Origin of the sequence: Nocardioides islandensis (genome assembly GCF_015352455.1) — a bacterium.
Taxonomy (GTDB): Bacteria; Actinomycetota; Actinomycetes; order Propionibacteriales; family Nocardioidaceae; genus Nocardioides; species Nocardioides islandensis.
Map to the genome: position 1 here is coordinate 1 of NZ_JADKPN010000019.1, position 18,111 is coordinate 18,111.

At 71.9% G+C, this 18,111-nt stretch carries 20 protein-coding genes; 10 read left to right on the forward strand and 10 right to left on the reverse strand.

Annotated elements, in window-relative coordinates; all coding sequences use genetic code 11:
• Window positions 1-371: 371 nt before the first annotated feature.
• Entirely contained in the window at window positions 372-737 is a 366-nt protein-coding gene (locus ISU07_RS21920) for a hypothetical protein (protein ID WP_228522401.1), read from the reverse strand.
• Between the two features lie 173 nt (window positions 738-910).
• On the opposite strand from ISU07_RS21920, the gene lpdA reads away from it, so the two are divergent.
• From lpdA to ISU07_RS21940, 4 genes are read left to right on the forward strand one after another with little or no spacing between them, the layout of a single operon-like run.
• The gene (lpdA, locus tag ISU07_RS21925; RefSeq protein ID WP_323742758.1) at window positions 911-2,281 is read left to right on the forward strand and encodes a dihydrolipoyl dehydrogenase; all 1,371 of its coding nucleotides are present in this window, start codon (window positions 911-913) and stop codon (window positions 2,279-2,281) included.
• 27 nt (window positions 2,282-2,308) lie between these two features.
• On the forward strand, window positions 2,309-4,246 hold the full coding sequence (gene sucB / locus ISU07_RS21930) for a 2-oxoglutarate dehydrogenase, E2 component, dihydrolipoamide succinyltransferase (RefSeq protein ID WP_194708985.1): 1,938 nt from the start codon (window positions 2,309-2,311) through the stop codon (window positions 4,244-4,246).
• A gap of 5 nt (window positions 4,247-4,251) precedes the next feature.
• Window positions 4,252-5,148, forward strand: a complete 897-nt coding sequence (locus tag ISU07_RS21935) for a TIGR01777 family oxidoreductase (protein ID WP_194708986.1) — start codon at window positions 4,252-4,254, stop codon at window positions 5,146-5,148.
• Window positions 5,145-6,017: a GNAT family N-acetyltransferase gene (locus tag ISU07_RS21940; protein WP_194708987.1), complete on the forward strand. Its 873-nt coding sequence runs from the start codon at window positions 5,145-5,147 to the stop codon at window positions 6,015-6,017. The genes ISU07_RS21935 and ISU07_RS21940 overlap by 4 nt, the downstream gene beginning before the upstream one ends.
• Here ISU07_RS21940 and ISU07_RS21945 read toward each other — a convergent pair.
• A complete protein-coding gene (locus ISU07_RS21945) occupies window positions 6,002-6,508 on the reverse strand; it encodes a hypothetical protein (protein WP_194708988.1) in 507 nt (168 codons plus the stop codon). The two genes, ISU07_RS21940 and ISU07_RS21945, sit on opposite strands and share 16 nt — an antisense overlap.
• 68 nt (window positions 6,509-6,576) lie before the next feature.
• On the opposite strand from ISU07_RS21945, the gene lipB reads away from it, so the two are divergent.
• On the forward strand, window positions 6,577-7,293 hold the full coding sequence (lipB, locus tag ISU07_RS21950) for a lipoyl(octanoyl) transferase LipB (RefSeq protein ID WP_323742759.1): 717 nt from the start codon (window positions 6,577-6,579) through the stop codon (window positions 7,291-7,293).
• Window positions 7,294-7,344: 51 nt separating this feature from the next.
• Here the strand turns inward: lipB and ISU07_RS21955 are convergent, their stop codons facing one another.
• Together ISU07_RS21955 and ISU07_RS21960 are read right to left on the reverse strand one after the other, a co-directional pair.
• On the reverse strand, window positions 7,345-7,854 hold the full coding sequence (locus ISU07_RS21955) for an SRPBCC family protein (RefSeq protein ID WP_194708990.1): 510 nt from the start codon (window positions 7,852-7,854) through the stop codon (window positions 7,345-7,347).
• Window positions 7,851-8,207 (reverse strand): ArsR/SmtB family transcription factor, encoded by a 357-nt coding sequence (locus ISU07_RS21960; RefSeq protein WP_194708991.1) that lies wholly within the window; start codon window positions 8,205-8,207, stop codon window positions 7,851-7,853. Before ISU07_RS21960 ends, ISU07_RS21955 begins: the two co-directional genes overlap by 4 nt.
• Window positions 8,208-8,318: 111 nt before the next feature.
• Here ISU07_RS21960 and lipA point away from each other — a divergent pair, with 111 nt between their 5' ends.
• Window positions 8,319-9,227: a lipoyl synthase gene (lipA, locus tag ISU07_RS21965; RefSeq protein WP_194709070.1), complete on the forward strand. Its 909-nt coding sequence runs from the start codon at window positions 8,319-8,321 to the stop codon at window positions 9,225-9,227.
• Between the two features lie 41 nt (window positions 9,228-9,268).
• Entirely contained in the window at window positions 9,269-9,976 is a 708-nt protein-coding gene (locus tag ISU07_RS21970; RefSeq protein WP_194708992.1) for a DUF4191 domain-containing protein, read from the forward strand.
• 3 nt (window positions 9,977-9,979) lie between these two features.
• On the opposite strand, the gene ISU07_RS21975 is transcribed toward ISU07_RS21970, so the two are convergent.
• Together ISU07_RS21975 and ISU07_RS21980 are read right to left on the reverse strand one after the other, a co-directional pair.
• Window positions 9,980-11,605 (reverse strand): helix-turn-helix domain-containing protein, encoded by a 1,626-nt coding sequence (locus tag ISU07_RS21975; RefSeq protein ID WP_194708993.1) that lies wholly within the window; start codon window positions 11,603-11,605, stop codon window positions 9,980-9,982.
• Between the two features lie 52 nt (window positions 11,606-11,657).
• Complete coding sequence (locus ISU07_RS21980; protein WP_194708994.1) at window positions 11,658-12,764, reverse strand: flavin-containing monooxygenase; 1,107 nt, start codon at window positions 12,762-12,764, stop codon at window positions 11,658-11,660.
• Between the two features lie 116 nt (window positions 12,765-12,880).
• Here ISU07_RS21980 and ISU07_RS21985 point away from each other — a divergent pair, with 116 nt between their 5' ends.
• Window positions 12,881-13,384 carry a methyltransferase family protein gene (locus ISU07_RS21985; protein ID WP_194708995.1) on the forward strand — a complete coding sequence of 168 codons (504 nt, stop codon included), beginning with the start codon at window positions 12,881-12,883 and terminating at the stop codon, window positions 13,382-13,384.
• Here ISU07_RS21985 and ISU07_RS21990 read toward each other — a convergent pair.
• The 3 genes from ISU07_RS21990 to ISU07_RS22000 all read right to left on the reverse strand — a co-directional run bounded on the left by ISU07_RS21990 (window position 13,296) and on the right by ISU07_RS22000 (window position 14,971).
• The gene (locus tag ISU07_RS21990; RefSeq protein WP_194708996.1) at window positions 13,296-13,598 is read right to left on the reverse strand and encodes a PQ-loop domain-containing transporter; all 303 of its coding nucleotides are present in this window, start codon (window positions 13,596-13,598) and stop codon (window positions 13,296-13,298) included. The genes ISU07_RS21985 and ISU07_RS21990 overlap by 89 nt on opposite strands.
• A 92-nt stretch (window positions 13,599-13,690) precedes the next feature.
• Window positions 13,691-14,515, reverse strand: coding sequence for an LppX_LprAFG lipoprotein (locus ISU07_RS21995; RefSeq protein ID WP_194708997.1), 825 nt, complete (start codon window positions 14,513-14,515; stop codon window positions 13,691-13,693).
• Between the two features lie 36 nt (window positions 14,516-14,551).
• Window positions 14,552-14,971, reverse strand: coding sequence for an RDD family protein (locus ISU07_RS22000; protein ID WP_194708998.1), 420 nt, complete (start codon window positions 14,969-14,971; stop codon window positions 14,552-14,554).
• A gap of 98 nt (window positions 14,972-15,069) precedes the next feature.
• Here ISU07_RS22000 and ISU07_RS22005 point away from each other — a divergent pair, with 98 nt between their 5' ends.
• The gene (locus ISU07_RS22005; protein WP_194708999.1) at window positions 15,070-15,396 is read left to right on the forward strand and encodes a hypothetical protein; all 327 of its coding nucleotides are present in this window, start codon (window positions 15,070-15,072) and stop codon (window positions 15,394-15,396) included.
• A gap of 4 nt (window positions 15,397-15,400) precedes the next feature.
• Here ISU07_RS22005 and ISU07_RS22010 read toward each other — a convergent pair whose 3' ends face one another.
• Window positions 15,401-16,162, reverse strand: a complete 762-nt coding sequence (locus tag ISU07_RS22010; RefSeq protein WP_194709000.1) for a helix-turn-helix transcriptional regulator — start codon at window positions 16,160-16,162, stop codon at window positions 15,401-15,403.
• Between the two features lie 167 nt (window positions 16,163-16,329).
• Between ISU07_RS22010 and glnA the strand changes: the two genes are divergently transcribed.
• The gene (gene glnA / locus ISU07_RS22015; protein ID WP_194709001.1) at window positions 16,330-17,748 is read left to right on the forward strand and encodes a type I glutamate--ammonia ligase; all 1,419 of its coding nucleotides are present in this window, start codon (window positions 16,330-16,332) and stop codon (window positions 17,746-17,748) included.
• The last annotated feature ends 363 nt before the right edge of the window (window positions 17,749-18,111 follow it).

Consider the following 18,111-nt stretch of genomic DNA (forward strand, 5'->3'; position numbering starts at 1 on the left):
ACTCGTCGCTCGTCCCTCACGACGAGCCGCCAGACCCACCACGGCGGCGGGACCTCCTCGCTCCGCCGCTCGCGGTCCGGTCACGGGAGGATGGTGGAAAAGCCACCACCTGCTGCGGTGACCCGCCCGGGGCGGTTGAGGTAACCCCACCTCGCGCGCAGACCACCCACGGGTCGTGGGCGTGGGACGGCGACCCGGGCCTGCCCTCCGGGGGCTAAAAGGGCTTGGCCGCGGCGCGCGCCGGCGGTCGCAAGCACAGGACCACGCCGTGCGACGCGCCGCCCCTGTCCCCCGGAGGGCAGGACCGGGGCGCCGGCCGACGAACCGCAACCCAAGCCCGCCGCAGGCGCACACAAGCCCGCCGCAGGCGACTAAAGACCCTGCTGCTTCCTGCGGCGGTTGTAGTCGCGCATCCGCTGCGGCACGCCGACGACGGCGGCGTCGTACGAGGGGACCTGGTGCTTGTTGCAGAACTTGTGGGCCCAGTCGACCGACGGGACGCGGCGGCGGGTCCACTCACCGTCGTGGGCGACGAGCAGCAGGGTCACGTCGCTGACGGCGGTTCGGGGCTCGACGAACCCCTCGACGCCCTTGCGCGTGGAGACGAACTCCAGCAGGTGCGTCTCGTCGGCGCCGTCGGAGGCGCGGACGCGGGTGGAGCCGGTGCGGGTGGCGTTCCGGGCGGGCCCACGCATCCTCGTGGTGGTGCCCCTGCGGAACCGGTCGAACAACCCCATGAGTCCTAGTGTGCCCTGCCGCCGGTCGGAAGGGGCGTCACGAGCGGCTCCGCGAGTGGTCGTGCCGGGCACCCCTGGGACCCTTCTGGACACGAAAAGCAGAAGTGCAAGGATGGGTCGGGCCGACAGGCCGAACAGCAGAACTGCACACTCGTGGGAGCGGAAGGACCAGCGTGGGAGCCGAGTTCGACGTACTCATCCTCGGGGCGGGATCGGGCGGTTACGCCTGCGCCCTGCGAGCGGCCCAGCTGGGGCTGAGCGTCGGGCTGGTCGAGAAGGGCAACCTCGGAGGCACCTGCCTCCACATCGGCTGCATCCCGACCAAGGCGCTGCTGCACGCCGCGGAGATCGCCGACTCCGCGCGCGACTCCGAGCAGTTCGGCGTGCGCGCGACCCTCGACGGCATCGACATGGCCGGCGTGAACTCCTACAAGGACGCCGTCGTCGCCCGGCTGTTCAAGGGTCTCTCCGGCCTCATCAAGGGCCGCGGCATCACCGTCATCGAGGGCGAGGGCCGGCTCACCGGACCGCGCGAGGTCACCGTCGACGGCACGGCGTACTCCGGCAAGAACGTCGTGCTGGCGTCCGGCTCGTACCCCCGCAGCCTGCCCGGCCTCGACATCGACGGCGAGCGGGTGATCACCTCCGAGCAGGCCCTGAGGCTGGACACGGTGCCGGGCTCGGTGGTGGTGCTGGGCGGCGGCGTGATCGGCGTGGAGTTCGCGAGCGTCTGGCGCTCCTTCGGCGCCGACGTGACGATCGTCGAGGCGCTCCCCCGGCTGGTCGCGGCCGAGGACGAGGCGTCCTCGAAGGTCCTCGAGCGCACGTTCAAGAAGCGCGGCATCGTGATGCGCACCGGCACCCCGTTCCAGTCGGTCAAGGTGACCGACGACGGCGTCGCGGTGACCGTCGAGGGCGGCGACGTCATCGAGGCCGAGCTGCTGCTCGTCGCGGTCGGCCGCGGCCCGTCGACCGACGGCCTGGGGTACGACGAGCAGGGCGTCACGATGGATCGCGGCTTCGTGCTCACCGACGACCGCTGCCACACCAACCTGGAGGGCGTGTACGCCGTCGGCGACATCGTCCCCGGCCTCCAGCTCGCGCACCGAGGCTTCCAGCAGGGCATCTTCGTCGCCGAGGACATCGCCGGGCTCGAGCCCGCGACGATCGACGAGGCGGGCATCCCGCGCGTCACCTACTCCCACCCGGAGGTCGCGTCGGTCGGGCTCACTGAAGCGCAGGCGAGGGAGAAGTACGGCGACGTCGAGAGCCTCACCTACGACCTCGGCGGCAACGGCAAGAGCCAGATCCTCAAGACCCAAGGCTTCGTGAAGCTGGTCCGCCGCAAGGACGGCCCCGTCGTCGGCATCCACCTCGTCGGCGACCGCGTCGGCGAGCTGGTCGGCGAGGCCCAGCTGATCTACGGGTGGGAGGGGTACGCCGAGGACGTCGCCCCGCTCGTGCACGCCCACCCGACCCAGAACGAGGCCCTCGGCGAGGCCCACCTGGCGCTCGCCGGCAAGCCGCTGCACGCCCACTCGTAACCCCCACCACCCTCTCGAAGGAGCCTCATGGCCACCGAAGTCACCCTCCCGGCGCTGGGCGAGTCCGTCACCGAGGGCACCGTCACCCGCTGGCTCAAGCAGGTCGGCGACGCGGTCGCGGTCGACGAGGCGCTGCTCGAGGTCTCCACCGACAAGGTCGACACCGAGATCCCCTCGCCGGTCGCCGGCACGCTGCTGGAGATCAAGGCGAGCGAGGACGAGACCGTCGAGGTCGGCGCCGTCCTGGCGCTGATCGGCCAGGAGGGCGAGTCTGCGGGCTCCGACTCCGGCGGCGGGTCCGAGGCCGACTCGGCTGCGGAGGACGAGGGTGACGCGCAGGCCGAGGCGTCCGCCGAGAGCGGTGCCGAGAGTGGTGCCGAGCAGGAGACGCCGGCCGGGGAGGACACCCAGGAACAGCAGCCCGAGCAGCCGGAGCAGCCCGAGCAGCCGGCCGCCGAGCAGGAGCAGCCCTCGAGCGGTGGCGGGGGCGGGTCCGGGAAGACCACGTCGGTCACCCTGCCCGCGCTGGGCGAGTCGGTCACCGAGGGCACCGTCACCCGCTGGCTCAAGCAGGTCGGCGACGCGGTGGCCGTCGACGAGGCGCTGCTCGAGGTCTCCACCGACAAGGTCGACACCGAGATCCCCTCGCCCGTCGCCGGCACGCTGCTCGAGATCAAGGTCAACGAGGACGAGACCGTCGAGGTCGGCGCCGAGCTCGCGGTGATCGGGGAGGCCGGTGAGTCTGCCGGCGCCGCCCCCTCCGGCGGCGACTCCGGCAGCGACCAGTCGCAGCGGGAGGAGGCGCCGGCCGAGGAGGAGAAGGCCGAGGAGGAGAAGGCCGAGGAGCCCGCCCCTGCCGCCGAGGCGGAGCCCGAGCAGCCGGCGGCCCAGGCGGCCGAGCCGGCTCGCGAAGAGCCGGCCGCCCCACAGGCTCCCGCCCCACAGGCTCCCGCCGCACCGGCCGGTCGTGACGAGTCGTCCGGCTACGTCACCCCGCTGGTGCGCAAGATGGCCACCCAGCACGGCGTCGACCTGGCCACCGTCACCGGCACCGGGGTGGGCGGTCGCATCCGCAAGCAGGACGTCCTGGACGCCGCCGCCCAGCAGGGCACCACCGCAGCGCCGCCCACGGCAGCCGCGGCGGCGGCCGCGAGCCCCGCCCCGGCGGCGCCCGCGGCTGCGGCTGCGGCGCCCGCGGCCCCGGTGGCCGCGACTGGACCGGCGGCGCCGACGGCGTCGACGGCGCCGGCGACGCTGCGCGGCACGACCGAGAAGATGAGCCGGCTCCGCAAGGTGATCGCCACCCGGATGCTGGAGTCGCTGCAGACCAGCGCACAGCTGACCACGGTGGTCGAGGTCGACATCACGTCGGTGTCGCGGCTGCGCGACCAGGTGAAGGCCGACTTCGCCGGCCGCGAGGGGGTCAAGCTCTCGTTCATGCCGTTCTTCGCGAAGGCGACGATCGACGCACTCAAGGAGCACCCCAAGCTCAACGCGGCCATCGACACCGAGAAGGGCGAGGTCACCTACTACGACCGCGAGAACATCGCGATCGCCGTGGACACCGAACGCGGCCTGTTGACGCCGGTGATCAAGGACGCCGGCGACCTGTCGATCGCGGGTCTCGCCCGCAAGATCGCCGACGTCGCCGAGCGCACGCGCACCAACAAGATCACTCCCGACGAGCTGTCCGGTGGCACGTTCACGCTGACCAACACCGGCAGCCGTGGCGCCCTCTTCGACACCCCGATCATCAACCAGCCGCAGGTGGCTGTCCTCGGCACCGGCGCCGTCGTCAAGCGGGCGGTCGTGATCGACGACCCGAACCTCGGTGAGACGATCGCGGTGCGCCAGATGGTCTACCTCGCCCTCACCTACGACCACCGGCTGGTCGACGGTGCGGACGCGGCGCGGTTCCTGAGCGACGTGAAGGCGCGGCTCGAGACCGGGACGTTCGAGGTCTAGGGCGCGTGCACGTCCTCGTCGCCGGCGCGTCCGGGTTCCTCGGCCGTCACCTGGTCGAGGCCCTCCGGGCCCGCGGCGACCAGGTACGCACCCTCACGCGCTCCGCGCCGAAGGGCGTCGACGAGGTCGCGTGGGACCCCGCGAGCGGCAAGCTCGACCCCTCCGCGCTCGACGATGTCGACGTCGTGGTGAACGTCGCGGGTTCGCCGACCCTCGGCAACCCGCACTCCGGGACGTGGGCCCGCGAGCTCCGGGAGAGCCGCGTCTCCACCACCCGCACCCTGGCCGAGGCGATCGCCGAGCACCCCGGCCGACCGGCGTTCCTCGCCCAGAACGGCGTCGGCTGGTACGGCGACCACGGCCCGGAGGTCATCACCGAGGCCTCCGACAGCCGGGGGGACGCCTTCATGACCCAGGTGTCCCGCGACTGGCAGGACGCCGCGACGCCGGCCGTCGACGCAGGCGCGCGGGTGTGCTTCCTCCGTACCGTGCCCGTCTACGACCGCACCTCGCCGCCGCTCAAGCAGCTCCTCCTCATGTTCAAGCTCGGACTCGGTGCCCAACTGTCCGACGGGCGGCAGTTCTTCCCGGTGATCTCGTTGCGCGACTGGGTCGGCGCGGCCGTGCACCTCGCCCACGACCCGTCGGTCAGCGGCCCGGTGAACATGTGCGCCCCCCGCACCCCGACCAACGCCGAGTTCACCCAGTCGCTCGCGAGCGCGCTGCACCGCAAGGCGCTGCTCCGCGTCCCGGCGTTCGTGATCCGGCCGGGCGCCGGCCGGATGGCCAACGAGGTGCTCGGCTCGCTCAACGTCACGCCCGAGGTGCTGGACAAGGCCGGCTTCGAGTTCCACGACCAGGACGTCGACGACGTGCTGGCCACCGCTCTCGCCCGCCCGTGACCACCCGCCGTACCCACGACCGCTCGACGGTCGCCGAGCTCATCGCCGCCATGACGGCGTGGCCGCACCCGGACCGCGTCGCGGCCGGCCTGCACGTCGGCGACCTCGGGTGGCACCTCAGGCTCGACGACGACGCCCTCGAGAACGCGTTCGTGGGCTGGTGGGAGGGCGACGACCTGCAAGCGGTGGCGCTGCTCGAGGACGTGGTCGGCCGCTTCGCCGTCCGACCCGGCCTGGAGCGCGACGCCGCGCTCGGCGAGCAGCTCGCCGCGGAGTGCCGGTGGCTCGCTGACACTCATCGCGGCGACGCGGTGTACGCCGAGCTGCGCGCCGAGGCTGCGGCCCGCCGGATCCTGGTCGGCGAGGGCTGGTCGCTCGACCCGGAACCGTGGGTAGCCCTGCACGCGGACCTGGACCGCTGGCAGCCGCGTGTCGACCTCGACGGGGTGTCCCTCGAGGCGGCCGCCGACGCCGTGGCCGAGCGCGTCGCGGTGCAGCGGGCAGGCTTCGAGAACTCCACCTTCACCGCCGAGGCGTGGTCGCGGCTGGCCGCAGGCCCGGCCTACCGGCGCGACCTCGACGTCGTCCTGCGCGCCGACGGCGAGGCGGTCGCGATCGGCACGGCGTGGCTGGCCGGCGAGGGAGCCACCGCGATCCTCGAGCCCGTGGCCACGCACCAGGACCACCGAGGCCGCGGGTTCGGCGTGCGCGTCGTCACCGCCCTGATCAGCCGGCTGCGTCACCTCGGCGCCTCCGGCGTGACGGTGTGCACCCCGCTGGACTACACGGGTGCGATCGCGACGTACCGCGCCGCCGGCCTCGCGCCCGTCGAGCACCTCTCGTCACTCGTGGGTCAGTCCGCTCGATAGGCCTCCTCCACCTGCCAGCGACCGTCCTCCCGCACGAGCACGACGCGGCGTTGCGTCGGCTGGTCCCGGGGCAGCGTCCAGCCGCGCTCCCCCGACCGGGCGACCGCACCGAGCAGGACGTCGGTGACCTCGACCACCAGCCGCCGGGCCGTGCGGCGCAGCACGGCAGCACCGAGCACCTGGGTGCGCATGCCGGTCACCCGGAGGCCGCGGGCGACGTAGGCCCGGAGCGCCGCCACGTCGGCGGCACCGGTGCGCGAGCCGGGGACGTACAAGCCGGCCAGGCCCGCGGGGTCCCCCCGGGCGTAGGCGCGGGCCCTGCGCTCGTCCCAGGCGCGCAGGAGCCGCACCGCCTCGCTCTCCACACCTGGGCTCACGGCGCTCGCGGCCGGCCGCTCGTCGCCACCGGCGGCCACGACGACGGCGGTCACCCCCGTCAGCAACCCGAGCACGACGGACGCCACCAGCACCCGGAGCGGCAGTCGCCTCATGACTCCCAGGGTGGACCGGATCTCCGGCGGGCGTCGGCGCTCATCCACAGGTCGCTACCGTGGGTGCTGTGACGTTGGAGTTCCGGCACGCCGGCACCGTCGAGTACCTCGAGGCCTGGGACCTCCAGCGCGAGGTGCACGCGCGTGTGGCGGCCGGCGAGCAGCCGCCGACCGTGCTGCTGCTCGAGCACCCGCCCGTGTTCACGGCCGGCAAGCGCACCGATCCCTCCGAGCGCCCGGTCGACCCCGGTGGCGCGGCGGTCATCGACGTGGACCGCGGCGGCAAGATCACGTTCCACGGGCCGGGCCAGCTGGTCGGGTATCCGATCGTGCGGCTCCCGGACCACGTCCTGGTGGTCGACTACGTCCGTCGCGTCGAGGAGGCGCTGATCGGCGTGTGCCGCGACCTCGGCGTGACGACCGCACGCGTCCCCGGCCGCAGCGGCGTCTGGCTCCAGGCCGACCCGGCGCGCGGCCTCGCCGAGCGCAAGATCGCCGCGATCGGCATCCGGGTGGGGCGCGGCACCACGATGCACGGCTTCGCGCTCAACTGCGACGTGGACCTCGGGTGGTACGACCGGTTCGTCCCCTGCGGCATCGCGGACGCCGGCGTCACGTCCCTCACCGAGGAGCTGGGTCGTCGCGTCACCGTCGCCGACGTGCTGCCCTCCGTGGAGCGGCACCTGACCGAGATGCTGGCGTGGGCGCCGTACGACGCCACGCCCGACTACGAGCCGCGTCCGGAGCCCGGCCGCGGACCTCGGATCGAGCTGCTGACCCCTTAGGACGTGGCTCCTTACTCCCCGCCTGCTGCGCGTCGAGTACGGCGCCACGCCCTAGCCGTCGCGCTGCGCCCGGTAGTGGTCCGCCATCGCCGGGAAGTAGTCGCGCTCGAAGTCGGCGGTCTCCGGCGGGACGCCGCCGGTCTCGACGGCGACGAGGCGGTCCAGGTAGTACTCCCAGCCGGGGCCGACGCTGAGCGAGTCCTCGTGGTCGAGTTCGGGCTGGCTGAACGCCAGCGTGGTCACTCCGTCCGCCTCCGACAGGGCGACGTCGAGGTACCAGACGTACGGGCCGACGTTGGACGTCACCTTGAGCGAGTGGGGCGGGTCGCACTCGCGGATCTCCATCTGCTCGTAGGACGCCTGGTCGCCCTCGAACCCCATCCGGAACGAGACCCGGCCGGTCGCCGGGTCACCGGTCCAGGTGCCCAGCCACCGGCCGAGACGCTCGGGCTCGGTGATGGCCGCCCACACGTCCTCCACGGGTGCCTCGAAGGTGCGGGCGACGAAGAGCGTGAGGCGTTCGCCCTCGCGCTCGATCCGGCCTGTCGGCGTGCGGGTCATGCGGTCTCCTGGCGTGGATGGGGTGACGTACGGCGGTCGCGGGAGGTGCGCCGTACCTCGGTGGCGAGCGCATCGAGGGACGGGGACGTGACGGGGGTGGCGGCCAGGACGAGGCGCTCCAGCAGCGCCTGGACCGGCGCGAGGCCGGCGACCGACAGCCCGTAGTGCCGCTCGCGGCCGCGGTCCTCGGCCGTCACCAGCCCCGCCTCGGCGAGCACCCGCAGGTGCTTGCTGATCGCCGGCCGCGAGACGGCGTGCTGGGCGGCCAGGTCGACGACGCGCACCGGCCGCCGGGCGACCTCCTCGAGGATCGCGCGGCGGACCGGGTCGGCGATCGCCGCGAAGGCATCCATGCCGGAAAGGTAACTCTGGAGTTACCAGTTGGCAAGCGACCGCGATACCCGGCCGGTTGGCCTTCCCGCGTAGAGTTGGGCGACGTGACCATCGCTCCCGACGGACGGAAGATGCTGCGCCTCGAGGTGCGCAACGCCGAGACTCCGATCGAGCGCAAGCCGGAGTGGATCAAGACCCGGGCGCGGATGGGTCCGGAGTACACCGCGCTGCAGAGCCTGGTGAAGTCCGAGGGCCTGCACACGGTCTGCCAGGAGGCCGGCTGCCCCAACATCTTCGAGTGCTGGGAGGACCGCGAGGCGACGTTCCTCATCGGCGGCGACCAGTGCACGCGCCGCTGCGACTTCTGCCAGATCGACACCGGCAAGCCGCAGCCGCTCGACCGCGACGAGCCGCGCCGGGTCGCGGAGTCGGTGCGGACGATGGGGCTGCGCTACGCCACGATCACCGGCGTCGCGCGCGACGACCTGCCCGACGGCGGTGCCTGGCTGTACGCCGAGACCGTGCGCGTCATCCACGAGCTCAACCCGGGCACCGGCGTGGAGAACCTGATCCCGGACTTCAACGGCAAGCCGGACCTGCTCGCCGAGGTCTTCGAGTCGCGGCCCGAGGTGCTGGCCCACAACGTCGAGACCGTGCCGCGCATCTTCAAGCGGATCCGGCCGGCGTTCCGCTACGACCGGTCGCTGGACGTGCTCACCCAGGCCCGGGACTTCGGGCTGGTCACCAAGTCGAACCTCATCCTCGGCATGGGCGAGACCCGCGAGGAGGTCAGCCAGGCGCTGCGCGACCTGCACGCGGCGGGCACCGAGCTGGTCACCATCACCCAGTACCTCCGGCCGTCCGCGCGGCACCACCCGGTCGAGCGCTGGGTGAAGCCGGAGGAGTTCGTGGAGCTGGCCGCCGAGGCCGAGGAGATCGGGTTCTCGGGCGTGCTCAGCGGGCCCCTGGTGCGCTCGTCGTACCGCGCCGGACGGCTGTACCGTCAGGCGATGGACGCCCGCACCACCGCGCCCGCCTGACCACGGCCTCACCGGCACCATCCCAGGAGACGAAGACCCGCATGGCCAAGACGCCCGAAGCGCCCAAGATGAAGCGACGCCAGCAGTTCGCCGAGACGTTCAAGATGGCGCGTCGTTCCGACCCGCGCCTGGTCTGGTGGCTGCTCGGCGCGTTCGTCCTCGGCGGGGTGGTCGGCTTCGGGCTCTTCCTGCTGCTGCCGGGCAGCGGCACCTTGCACCTGGTGGCCGCGATCATCGGCGGGGTCATGCTCGGCCTGCTGGCCACGCTGATCATCTTCTCCCGCCGGGCCCAGGCCGCGGCCTACGCTCAGATCGAGGGCCGCCCGGGAGCCGCCGCGTCGGCGCTCACCACCCTGCGGCGCGGCTGGAAGTCCGACCCCGCGATCGCGCTGAACAAGCAGCAGGACATCGTGCACCGCGTCGTCGGCCCGCCCGGCATCATCCTGGTCGGCGAGGGCAACCCCAACCGGCTCAAGCCGCTGCTGGCCTCGGAGCGTCGCCGGCATGAGCGGGTCGCCTCGGACACGCCCGTGCACGAGGTGATCGTCGGGGACGGCGAGGGCCAGGTGCCGCTGCAGAAGCTCACGAAGCACGTGCAGAAGATGGGGCGTCAGGTGAAGCCGGCCGAGATGACCGACATCCTCAACCGTCTCAAGGCGATCGACGCCGCGCGTCCGGTCGCGCCGATGCCGAAGGGCCCGGTGCCGACGAGCATGAAGGGCCTGCGCGGCCAGATGCGCGGCCGCTGAGCCTCACACCAGGCGGTTCTCGAACGCGAACGCCGCCGCGGCGGTCCTGGTCCGCACGTCCAGCTTGGTGAAGATGTTGGACAGGTGCCGCGCGACCGTCTTCTCGCTCAGCACCAGCGCCGTCGCGATCTCGGGGTTGCTGGACCCCGTCGCGACCAGCCGGAGCACCTCGACCTCGCGCTCGGTGAGACCGGCGGGCAGCACGGGTACCAGGAGGGCGGCCACCTCGCGCTCCGCCGGGACGGCGCCGAGCTGGTGGAAGGTCCGCAGCGCGGCCGCCAGCTCGCCGGCCGCGCTGTCGCCGTCCCCGAGCTCCCGCATCGCCCGGCCCATCAGGACGCGCGCCCGCGCCGCCTCGTAGGGCACGTCGAGGTCGCGCCAGGCGGTCAGTGCCCGGCGCAGCACCGGGACCGCCGCACCTGCATCGCCCCTGGCCACCAGGACGCTCCCCCGCGCCTGGGCGGCCATCGCGTCCACGGCGATGCTGTCGAACGCCGTGGCGATGCCGGCCAGCTCGTCGACCGCCGCGTCCGCCTCGTCGAGCGCCCCGACACCCAGCAGCACCTCGACGGCGCCGGGCAGCAGCCGGGACCGGCCGACCGGGTCGCCGGGCTCGGCCAGCAGCCGGCGTACGGCGCCGCCCGCGGCATCGCCGCGCCCGCGCGCCAGCCACAGCAACGCGAGGCCGGGCTGCGCGTCGTACCCGAAGCCGACGGCCCGCTCGTACGCCGCCTCCGCGGCCTCCAGGTCGCCGACGGTCCGCAGCACGTCCCCGCACTCGCTCATCGCCAGGCCCGCCGGGGCGAGCGTCCCCGCCGCGACGTACCTCTCGGTCGCGAGCTCGAACTCCTCGACCGCCGCCGCGAAGGCGCCTCGGACGCGCATGATCTGGCCGCGGTGCACGGCGCTCTGGCCGGTGAAGGTGACCAGACCCGGCTGCTCGTCGATCCAGGCCGTCAGGAGGCTGGTCCACTGCGCCGCGCGGGCGTAGTCGCTCACCTCCTGGCAGGCCTCGATCAGCGAGCAGTAGATCTCGCCGGCGACGATCGGTGACACGTCGCCGGTGGAGACGCCGACCATCGCCTCGTCCAGGAGGGCGAGTCCCTCGGGCACGTGACCGGTGTAGATGAGCATCCGGCCCTGGGCGTTGAGCCCGTTGGCCAGCAGGTCGGCGTCGCCGAAGCGACGGCCGTAGTCGGTGACCTGCTGGGCGAGCTCGTAGGCCCGCTGCGGCTCACCGCCGAAGATGTTGCGGAACATCTCCAGGGCGAGCAGGTAGCCGCGCTCGACGACGTCCCCCTCGACGTCGTCCAGCAGGCGGCGGCAGCGCCCGACCCAGCCGGCGCCCACGGCGGGCTCGCCGCCCATCAGCAGGACCATGCCCAGCCAGTAGCCGCAGCGCACCGCGGCGAGCGTCTCACCCCGGTCGAGGTGCACCCGGTAGGCCCGTTGCATGGCCTGGACGCAGTCGTTCCTGCGCCCCAGGAGGTACGCCGTCACGGACAGGCGGGCGAAGTCGTCGGCGTCGAGCGCGGACGTCTCGACGTCGGAGAGCGAGTCGTAGGCCGCCACCCACGCGCGTCGCTCGTACGCCTCGCGGGCCCGAGCCAGGTCGTCCACCACGCCCATCGCGCACCACCCTCGTTCGGAGGATACCGAGGCAGGGCGGGTCCTGCCTCCCTCAGGCGGGAGCCGGGACCTGGTCGCGAGCCGGACGACGCGCGGCGATCCGGCGGGCGACGTACTCGGCGTCCCGGCCGACCCCGAGGAAGACCATGGAGCTGAAGGCGTACTGGAACGACAGGCCGCAGAAGAACAGGCCCGGCACCGACCCCACGACGCCGCGGTACTCCTGCGGGAAGCCGTCCTCGCCGAACACCGGTGCGTCGATCCAGTCGAAGACCTGCCGGAACCCGGTGCACCACACGACGGTCCCGGCGTCGACCACGCGGCCGTCGTCGAGCACGGGCCGGCCGTCGCTGACACCGGTCACGCGGTTGGCCAGCCGCTCCACGCCGCGGCGCTGGAGGTCCTCACGCTTGATCCGGATCATCGGGCCGCCGTGGTGCCGGACCTCCTCCATCTCCTTGCGGCCGATGGGAGTACGGCGGGTGACGACGTGCCGCCACAGGAACGCGATGACGGGGAACACGTAGCGCACGGCGCGGGAGTCCCAGCGGATCGGGATCTGCCCGGGGTCACGGCCGACGAGGGTCGTCGGTCGGTGCTCGGCCGCCTCGTAGGCGATGTCGCACCCGGAGTGCGAGGCGCCGACGACGAGCACCCGACCGGGGGCCAGCTGTGCGGGGCGGCGGTACTCGCTCGAGTGCAGCTGGCGGATCGACGGGTCCAGCAGGCCGGCGAACGCCGGTACGTTCGGCGTCCGGCCGAAGGTGCCCGTGGCCACGACGACGTTGTCGCAGGTGATGGTGTCCTCGCCCAGGTACGCCGTGAACCCGCCGACGCGCCGGGGCTCGAGGCGCTGCACGCGCGTGCTCATCCGGACCGGCAGGTCGGCGGCGAGGGCGTAGCTCTCCAGGTAGTCCGCCACCTGCTCCTTGCCGGGGAAGGACCACTTCGGTGCCGGGAACGCCATGCCGGGCAGGCCGTCGTACTTCGCCGGGCTGTAGAGCTTCAGGGTGTCCCACTGCTGGCGCCAGTTGTCGCCGATGCGCTCGTGCCCGTCGACGACCAGGAACGGGCGGCCGAGCCGCTGCAGGTGGTAGCCCGTGGAGAGGCCGGCCTGGCCGGCCCCGATGACGAGTGTCTCGACGTGTTGGGTGCTCATCGCGCCTCCTCGTTGGGTGGGAGGCCGACGCTAGGGAGCCGACGGGCCGGTCCGCGTCGGGCGTCCTACCCATCCTCCGCGGGCGCCGTGGGTGGATGAGCGCATAGGTTCGGAGGATGGCCGGCCGGTCGAGGGTGGCGGCGGCGTGGCGGCGGGTGCCGCTCCCCGCCGAGCACGTCGTGCCGATGCTGATGGTCGTGCTGCTGCGCCGGAGGTCTCACCGGCTGCCGCCGGCGAGGGCGACGGTCGCGGCCGGACTCGCGCTGATGGGCGCCGGTCTGGCGCTGGTCGCCTGGGCGGTGGTGGCGCGGGGCGACGCCGACCTCGAGCGACCTCGACATCTGACCACGACCGGGCCTCACCGCTGGACGCGGAACCCGATGTACGTCGGCTGGGGCCTCGCCCACGTCGGGCTGGGGCTCGCGGTCCGATCCCCGTGGGCGCTGGTGACCTGGCCCTTCGCCGCGGCCCTGGTGCACCGGGCCGTGCTGCGTGAGGAACGCCGGCTCGAGGTCGCCTTCGGCGAGGAGTTCACGCAGCACCGAGCGCGGGTTGGTCGGTACGCAGGGCGCCGGTCGCGTGGTACCGGAGGAACCACACGAGCATCAGGCCGGTGCTGATGAGGTAGAAGCCGTGCAGGACCCAGACCGGACCGGGCGGCAGGCTCACGACGTACACGGAGTGCACGACGTTGCCGACGTTGGCCAGGAGCATGTTGCCGAGGCTGTACGACGAGAGGTCGCGGGTGCGGTAGGCCTTCACGAGCATCGGCAGGGTGCTGGCCGCGAAGATGATCGTCGAGGCGATCCCGGCGATGACGGGCAGGCTGGTCATGAAGCCACCCTGAGCGCGCGCTCCCTCCTCTCGCGTCGGGCGAAGTGCGCATCCTCGGACCGACGCGATGGGTGGTTCGGGTCGGCGGCTGCCTACTGGGTGACCACCTGGTCGTCCGGGGGAGCCTGGATGTCGACCGGCTTGTCGAAGTCGCTCAGCGTGGTGTCGTACGTGCTGCCCTGACCGAGGTCGATGGAGCTCCTCGCCATCCGGTTCTCGTCGTCGAGCCAGACGTCGGTGGTCAGCTCGGCCGGCATCTCGGTGGACTGCGACGCCGTCTTCAGCTTGCTGGTGTCGATCGTCATGACGTAGTGGGCCAGCGTCTGCCCGTCGACGTCCTCCTCGCCGAGCGACGACACCGAGGACAGCGCCTGGGTGAACTGGGTCATCGCGGTGGCCGGGTCGAGCTGGTCCACGAAGTTGGCGCCCAGCGGGTTGCTCGGGTCGCTGAGGTCGTACTTCATGTACGTGCCCTCGGCCTGCGGCGACTCGATGTACATCACGCCGTCGACCAGCAGCATGTGCAGCTCCTGGCTGGCGGTCACCTTCATGGTCAGCTGCATGTTCGGCGGCGAGGCGGCGTAGTCGACGTCACCGTCGCCCGAGAAGCCGCCGGACCCGCCGCTCGTCGTGAAGGTCACGTGGGCGGTCTTCGTCTTCTCGATGCCGTCCTGGATCATCTGCGCGAACTGTTCCGGGGAGACCTCGCCGCCCTCGTCGATGACGGCAGGGTCGTCGGTGGACGTGGACTCCGTGGGCTCGTCCGTGGCGCCGGACGTGGCGCTCGAGTCCGAGGCACTCGGCTCGTCGGTGGCCCCGGAGTCGTCGGACCCGCACGCGGCGAGGCCGAGCCCCAGCGCGAGGGCAGCCAGGCCGCCGGCCAGGCGCTGCAGGGTGGGGCGAGCGGTGGTGCGCATGGGAGACCCCCGTGGTCGTCGAGCGGACGCCGAAGCCTAACCCGCGGCGCCTGATCCCGATCGTCGAACCGGAACGGTCGCGGTGCCCACCGCGAGGTCGTGCAGTCCCCTGCCGTCGGGCCGGTAGATCACCGGCGGCACGACCAGGCAGACGAGCACGGCGCGCAGCAACGAGCGCAGCAGGTCCAGGGGCCGGCCGCTGCCGTCGACCCTCGCCACCCTCAGCCCGGTGACCAGCTTCCCGAACGACCCGCCGACGAGCGCCGTGAACAGCGCGGACTCGACCACGAACACCAGCAGCGTCCACCAGCTCGACGCGCGGCTCTCGCTCCAGCCCTCCAGGCCCATCACCGCGACCACCACGAGGGTCGAGGCCGCCCAGTCGACGAACAGCGCGAGGATCCGGCGTGGCCAGGACGCCGTACGGAACCCGAGGTCGGTGGCCTGCTGCGTCACGCGGTCAGCCTAGACAGGCGGCGTACGCACAACGGCGTATGGCGGGTGGCACCGGCGCTTGCGACCGTCGAGGTCTCGACCACCACAGGAGGAACGCCATGATCCGCACGCTCCGCACGTACGCCGCCGCCACGCTGCTCGCGGGCAGCGCCGTCGCCGTCGCCGTGGGTGCCGCCCCCGCCGGCGCCGCTCCCGACAGCCAGGGCTGCCCGAGCGGCTGGACGACGTACGAGACGTCGTTCCTGGTCGACCACGGCTTCTCGCCGACGTTCCTGGCACAGGTCGACCTCAACGGCGACGGCATCATCTGCGGCACTCCCCTGTCGCCCCAGCAGCAGAAGAAGTTCTGCTCGCAGTTCCCCGACGGCTGCCAGCAGCCGGTGATCCTCGGCACCCGCGACAACACGAACGGCAAGGGCTACTGACGCCTCAGGCCTCCAGGGGCCAGTGCTCGGACGGACCGAAGACCGCGTGCACCGCGGCGGTCCGTCCGGAGGTGCCCAGGCGCTCGTAGATGTTGTTGAGGTGGGTGCGCACCGTGCCCTCGGACAGCTCGAGGTGGCGGGCGATCTGTCGGTTGGTCAGGCCCCGCTGCACGAGCGCCAGCAGCTGGAGCTGACGGCGCGTCAGGGCGGGCAGCTCCCGCGCCTGCTGAGCGTTGGACCAGAGCGCGCGCTCGACGTGTGGTCGCAGGAGCGACAGCAGGAAGCGCTCACGCTCGCCGAAGTCCGCCCCCTCGCAGCGCCAGGCGACCACCCGGTAGTGCCTGCCCGGGCTGCGTCCGGGCAGGCAGGCCCGCATCGAGACGATCGCGGCTCCCCCAGGCTTCCGGAGGCGACGTTCGCGGCGGCTGTGGAAGTCCCCTGCGAGCGTGACCGACTCGTAGTCGCCGGACCTGTCCGGATAGCTGCACGGGCTGGTCCAGTAGCCCCGCCAGAACGGGTTCGTGCGGGCCTCGCCGACGGTCTCACCGTCCTCCCCGGCGCCGAGCACCGCGTCGCTGACTCGATGAAGGGGGATGTACTCGAGCAGCGTGTCCATGACCTGGAACCCGACGACGTCGGCATGGAGCAGCTCGGCGAGCTGGTCCAGGGCCCGGTACGGGACAGGCCACTCCTGCGACGCACGGCAGGTCTCCATCACGTCGGCCACGAGCGCGGTCTCGCGCACGTCGATCGAGAGTCTTTCCATCGCATCCCCCGAGGGTCACCGTAGACCCGGAAGACGGCACTCGGACATCTGTTACACCGCCGAAACAAAGGGGATACGGTCGGGAAACTGCCCCTTCCTACGTTTCGGGAAGCCACACCCCTACAGACCCTGTCGGCCGCCCAGACCCCGGCGGCCAAGGAGGACAGATGTTCGCCAACAGCGACGAGCTGCTGAAGTACGTCAAGGACGAGGGCGTCGAGATGATCGACGTCCGGTTCTGCGACCTGCCCGGGATCATGCAGCACTTCACCGTGCCGGTGTCCTCGTTCAGCCAGGACGTCTTCGACGACGGCCTGAACTTCGACGGCTCCTCGATCCGCGGCTTCCAGGCCATCCACGAGTCCGACATGTCGCTGTTCCCGGACCCGACGACGGCCTACCTCGACCCGTTCCGCACGGCCAAGACGCTGGTCATCAACTTCTTCATCCACGACCCGCTCACCGGCGAGGCCTACTCGCGCGACCCGCGCAACATCGCCCGCAAGGCGCAGGCGTACCTCTCCTCGACCGGCGTCGGCGACAAGGCGTACTTCGCCCCGGAGGCCGAGTTCTACGTCTTCGACTCGGTCCGGTTCGAGACCAAGGTGAACGCCGGGTACTACCACATCGACTCCGAGGCCGGCGCCTGGAACACCGGCTCGGAGGAGAACAACCGCGGCTACAAGGTCCGCTACAAGGGCGGCTACTTCCCCGTGGCGCCGTACGACCACTTCGGCGAGCTCCGCGACGAGATGGTCAAGGAGCTCGAGGCCACCGGCCTCACCGTCGAGCGCGCCCACCACGAGGTCGGCACCGCCGGCCAGGCGGAGATCAACTACCGCTTCGACGAGCTGCTCAAGGCCGCCGACGACGTGATGAAGTTCAAGTACGTCATCAAGAACGTCGCCTGGCGCAACGGCAAGACCGCGACCTTCATGCCGAAGCCCATCTTCGGCGACAACGGCTCCGGCATGCATTGCCACCAGTCGATCTGGCAGGGCGACGAGCCGCTGTTCTACGACGAGACCGGGTACGCCGGGCTGTCGGACACCGCCCGCTACTACATCGGCGGCATCCTGTCCCATGCCCCGTCGCTGCTGGCCTTCACCAACCCGACGGTGAACTCCTACCACCGCCTGGTGCCAGGCTTCGAGGCGCCGGTCAACCTGGTCTACAGCCAGCGCAACCGCTCCGCCTGCGTGCGCATCCCGATCACCGGCTCGAACCCGAAGGCCAAGCGCATCGAGTTCCGCTGCCCCGACCCGTCGGCCAACCCGTACCTCGCCTTCTCCGCGATGCTGCTGGCCGGCCTCGACGGCATCAAGAACAAGATCGAGCCGCACGAGCCGGTCGACAAGGACCTCTACGAGCTCCCGCCGGACGAGCACGCCGACATCCCGACGGTGCCCGCGTCGCTGGGTGCCGTGATGGACTCCCTCGAGGCCGACCACGACTTCCTCCTCGAGGGCGGTGTCTTCACCTCCGACCTCATCGAGACGTGGATCGACTACAAGCGCGCCAACGAGATCCAGCCGATCGCGCTGCGCCCGCACCCCCACGAGTTCGAGCTCTACTACGACATCTGAGTTCGCATAGATGTACCTGCGGCCCAAGCCGCGCAGAGAGTGAAGAAACGGCCCCTGACCAGCGAAGACACCGTTCAACGTCTTCCACGGTCAGGGGTCATTCTTCGTTTGATCTGACTCCACGTGCGGCCCCAGCGCGGCCTGAGACGGCGGCTTGGAAATCTGGGACTCCTCGGCTTCCTGGGGGTCTTGAGGGTCGCCGTCGGGGGTGTTCTTCCTTTGATGGTTGAGGGATTCGCGGGTACGACGCGTGGATGGGTGACGCGCACGCGGCGCTTGCCTACGGTTCGGGGTTACCAAGCCAACCGAATCGAGGACGGAGCGACCGCGTGCGCGCCACTAGTGCATTCAACAAGATGCTCG

Coding starts and splice junctions, on each gene's coding strand:
- ISU07_RS21920 (WP_228522401.1), bottom strand. CDS start 737: ATGGGGTTGTTCGACCGGTTCCGCAGGGGCACCACCACGAGGATGCGT.
- sucB (WP_194708985.1), top strand. CDS start 2,309: ATGGCCACCGAAGTCACCCTCCCGGCGCTGGGCGAGTCCGTCACCGAG.
- ISU07_RS21945 (WP_194708988.1), bottom strand. CDS start 6,508: ATGAGGCGACTGCCGCTCCGGGTGCTGGTGGCGTCCGTCGTGCTCGGG.
- ISU07_RS21955 (WP_194708990.1), bottom strand. CDS start 7,854: ATGACCCGCACGCCGACAGGCCGGATCGAGCGCGAGGGCGAACGCCTC.
- ISU07_RS21960 (WP_194708991.1), bottom strand. CDS start 8,207: ATGGATGCCTTCGCGGCGATCGCCGACCCGGTCCGCCGCGCGATCCTC.
- lipA (WP_194709070.1), top strand. CDS start 8,319: ATGCTGCGCCTCGAGGTGCGCAACGCCGAGACTCCGATCGAGCGCAAG.
- ISU07_RS21970 (WP_194708992.1), top strand. CDS start 9,269: ATGGCCAAGACGCCCGAAGCGCCCAAGATGAAGCGACGCCAGCAGTTC.
- ISU07_RS21975 (WP_194708993.1), bottom strand. CDS start 11,605: ATGGGCGTGGTGGACGACCTGGCTCGGGCCCGCGAGGCGTACGAGCGA.
- ISU07_RS21980 (WP_194708994.1), bottom strand. CDS start 12,764: ATGAGCACCCAACACGTCGAGACACTCGTCATCGGGGCCGGCCAGGCC.
- ISU07_RS21985 (WP_194708995.1), top strand. CDS start 12,881: ATGGCCGGCCGGTCGAGGGTGGCGGCGGCGTGGCGGCGGGTGCCGCTC.
- ISU07_RS21990 (WP_194708996.1), bottom strand. CDS start 13,598: ATGACCAGCCTGCCCGTCATCGCCGGGATCGCCTCGACGATCATCTTC.
- ISU07_RS21995 (WP_194708997.1), bottom strand. CDS start 14,515: ATGCGCACCACCGCTCGCCCCACCCTGCAGCGCCTGGCCGGCGGCCTG.
- ISU07_RS22005 (WP_194708999.1), top strand. CDS start 15,070: ATGATCCGCACGCTCCGCACGTACGCCGCCGCCACGCTGCTCGCGGGC.
- ISU07_RS22010 (WP_194709000.1), bottom strand. CDS start 16,162: ATGGAAAGACTCTCGATCGACGTGCGCGAGACCGCGCTCGTGGCCGAC.
- glnA (WP_194709001.1), top strand. CDS start 16,330: ATGTTCGCCAACAGCGACGAGCTGCTGAAGTACGTCAAGGACGAGGGC.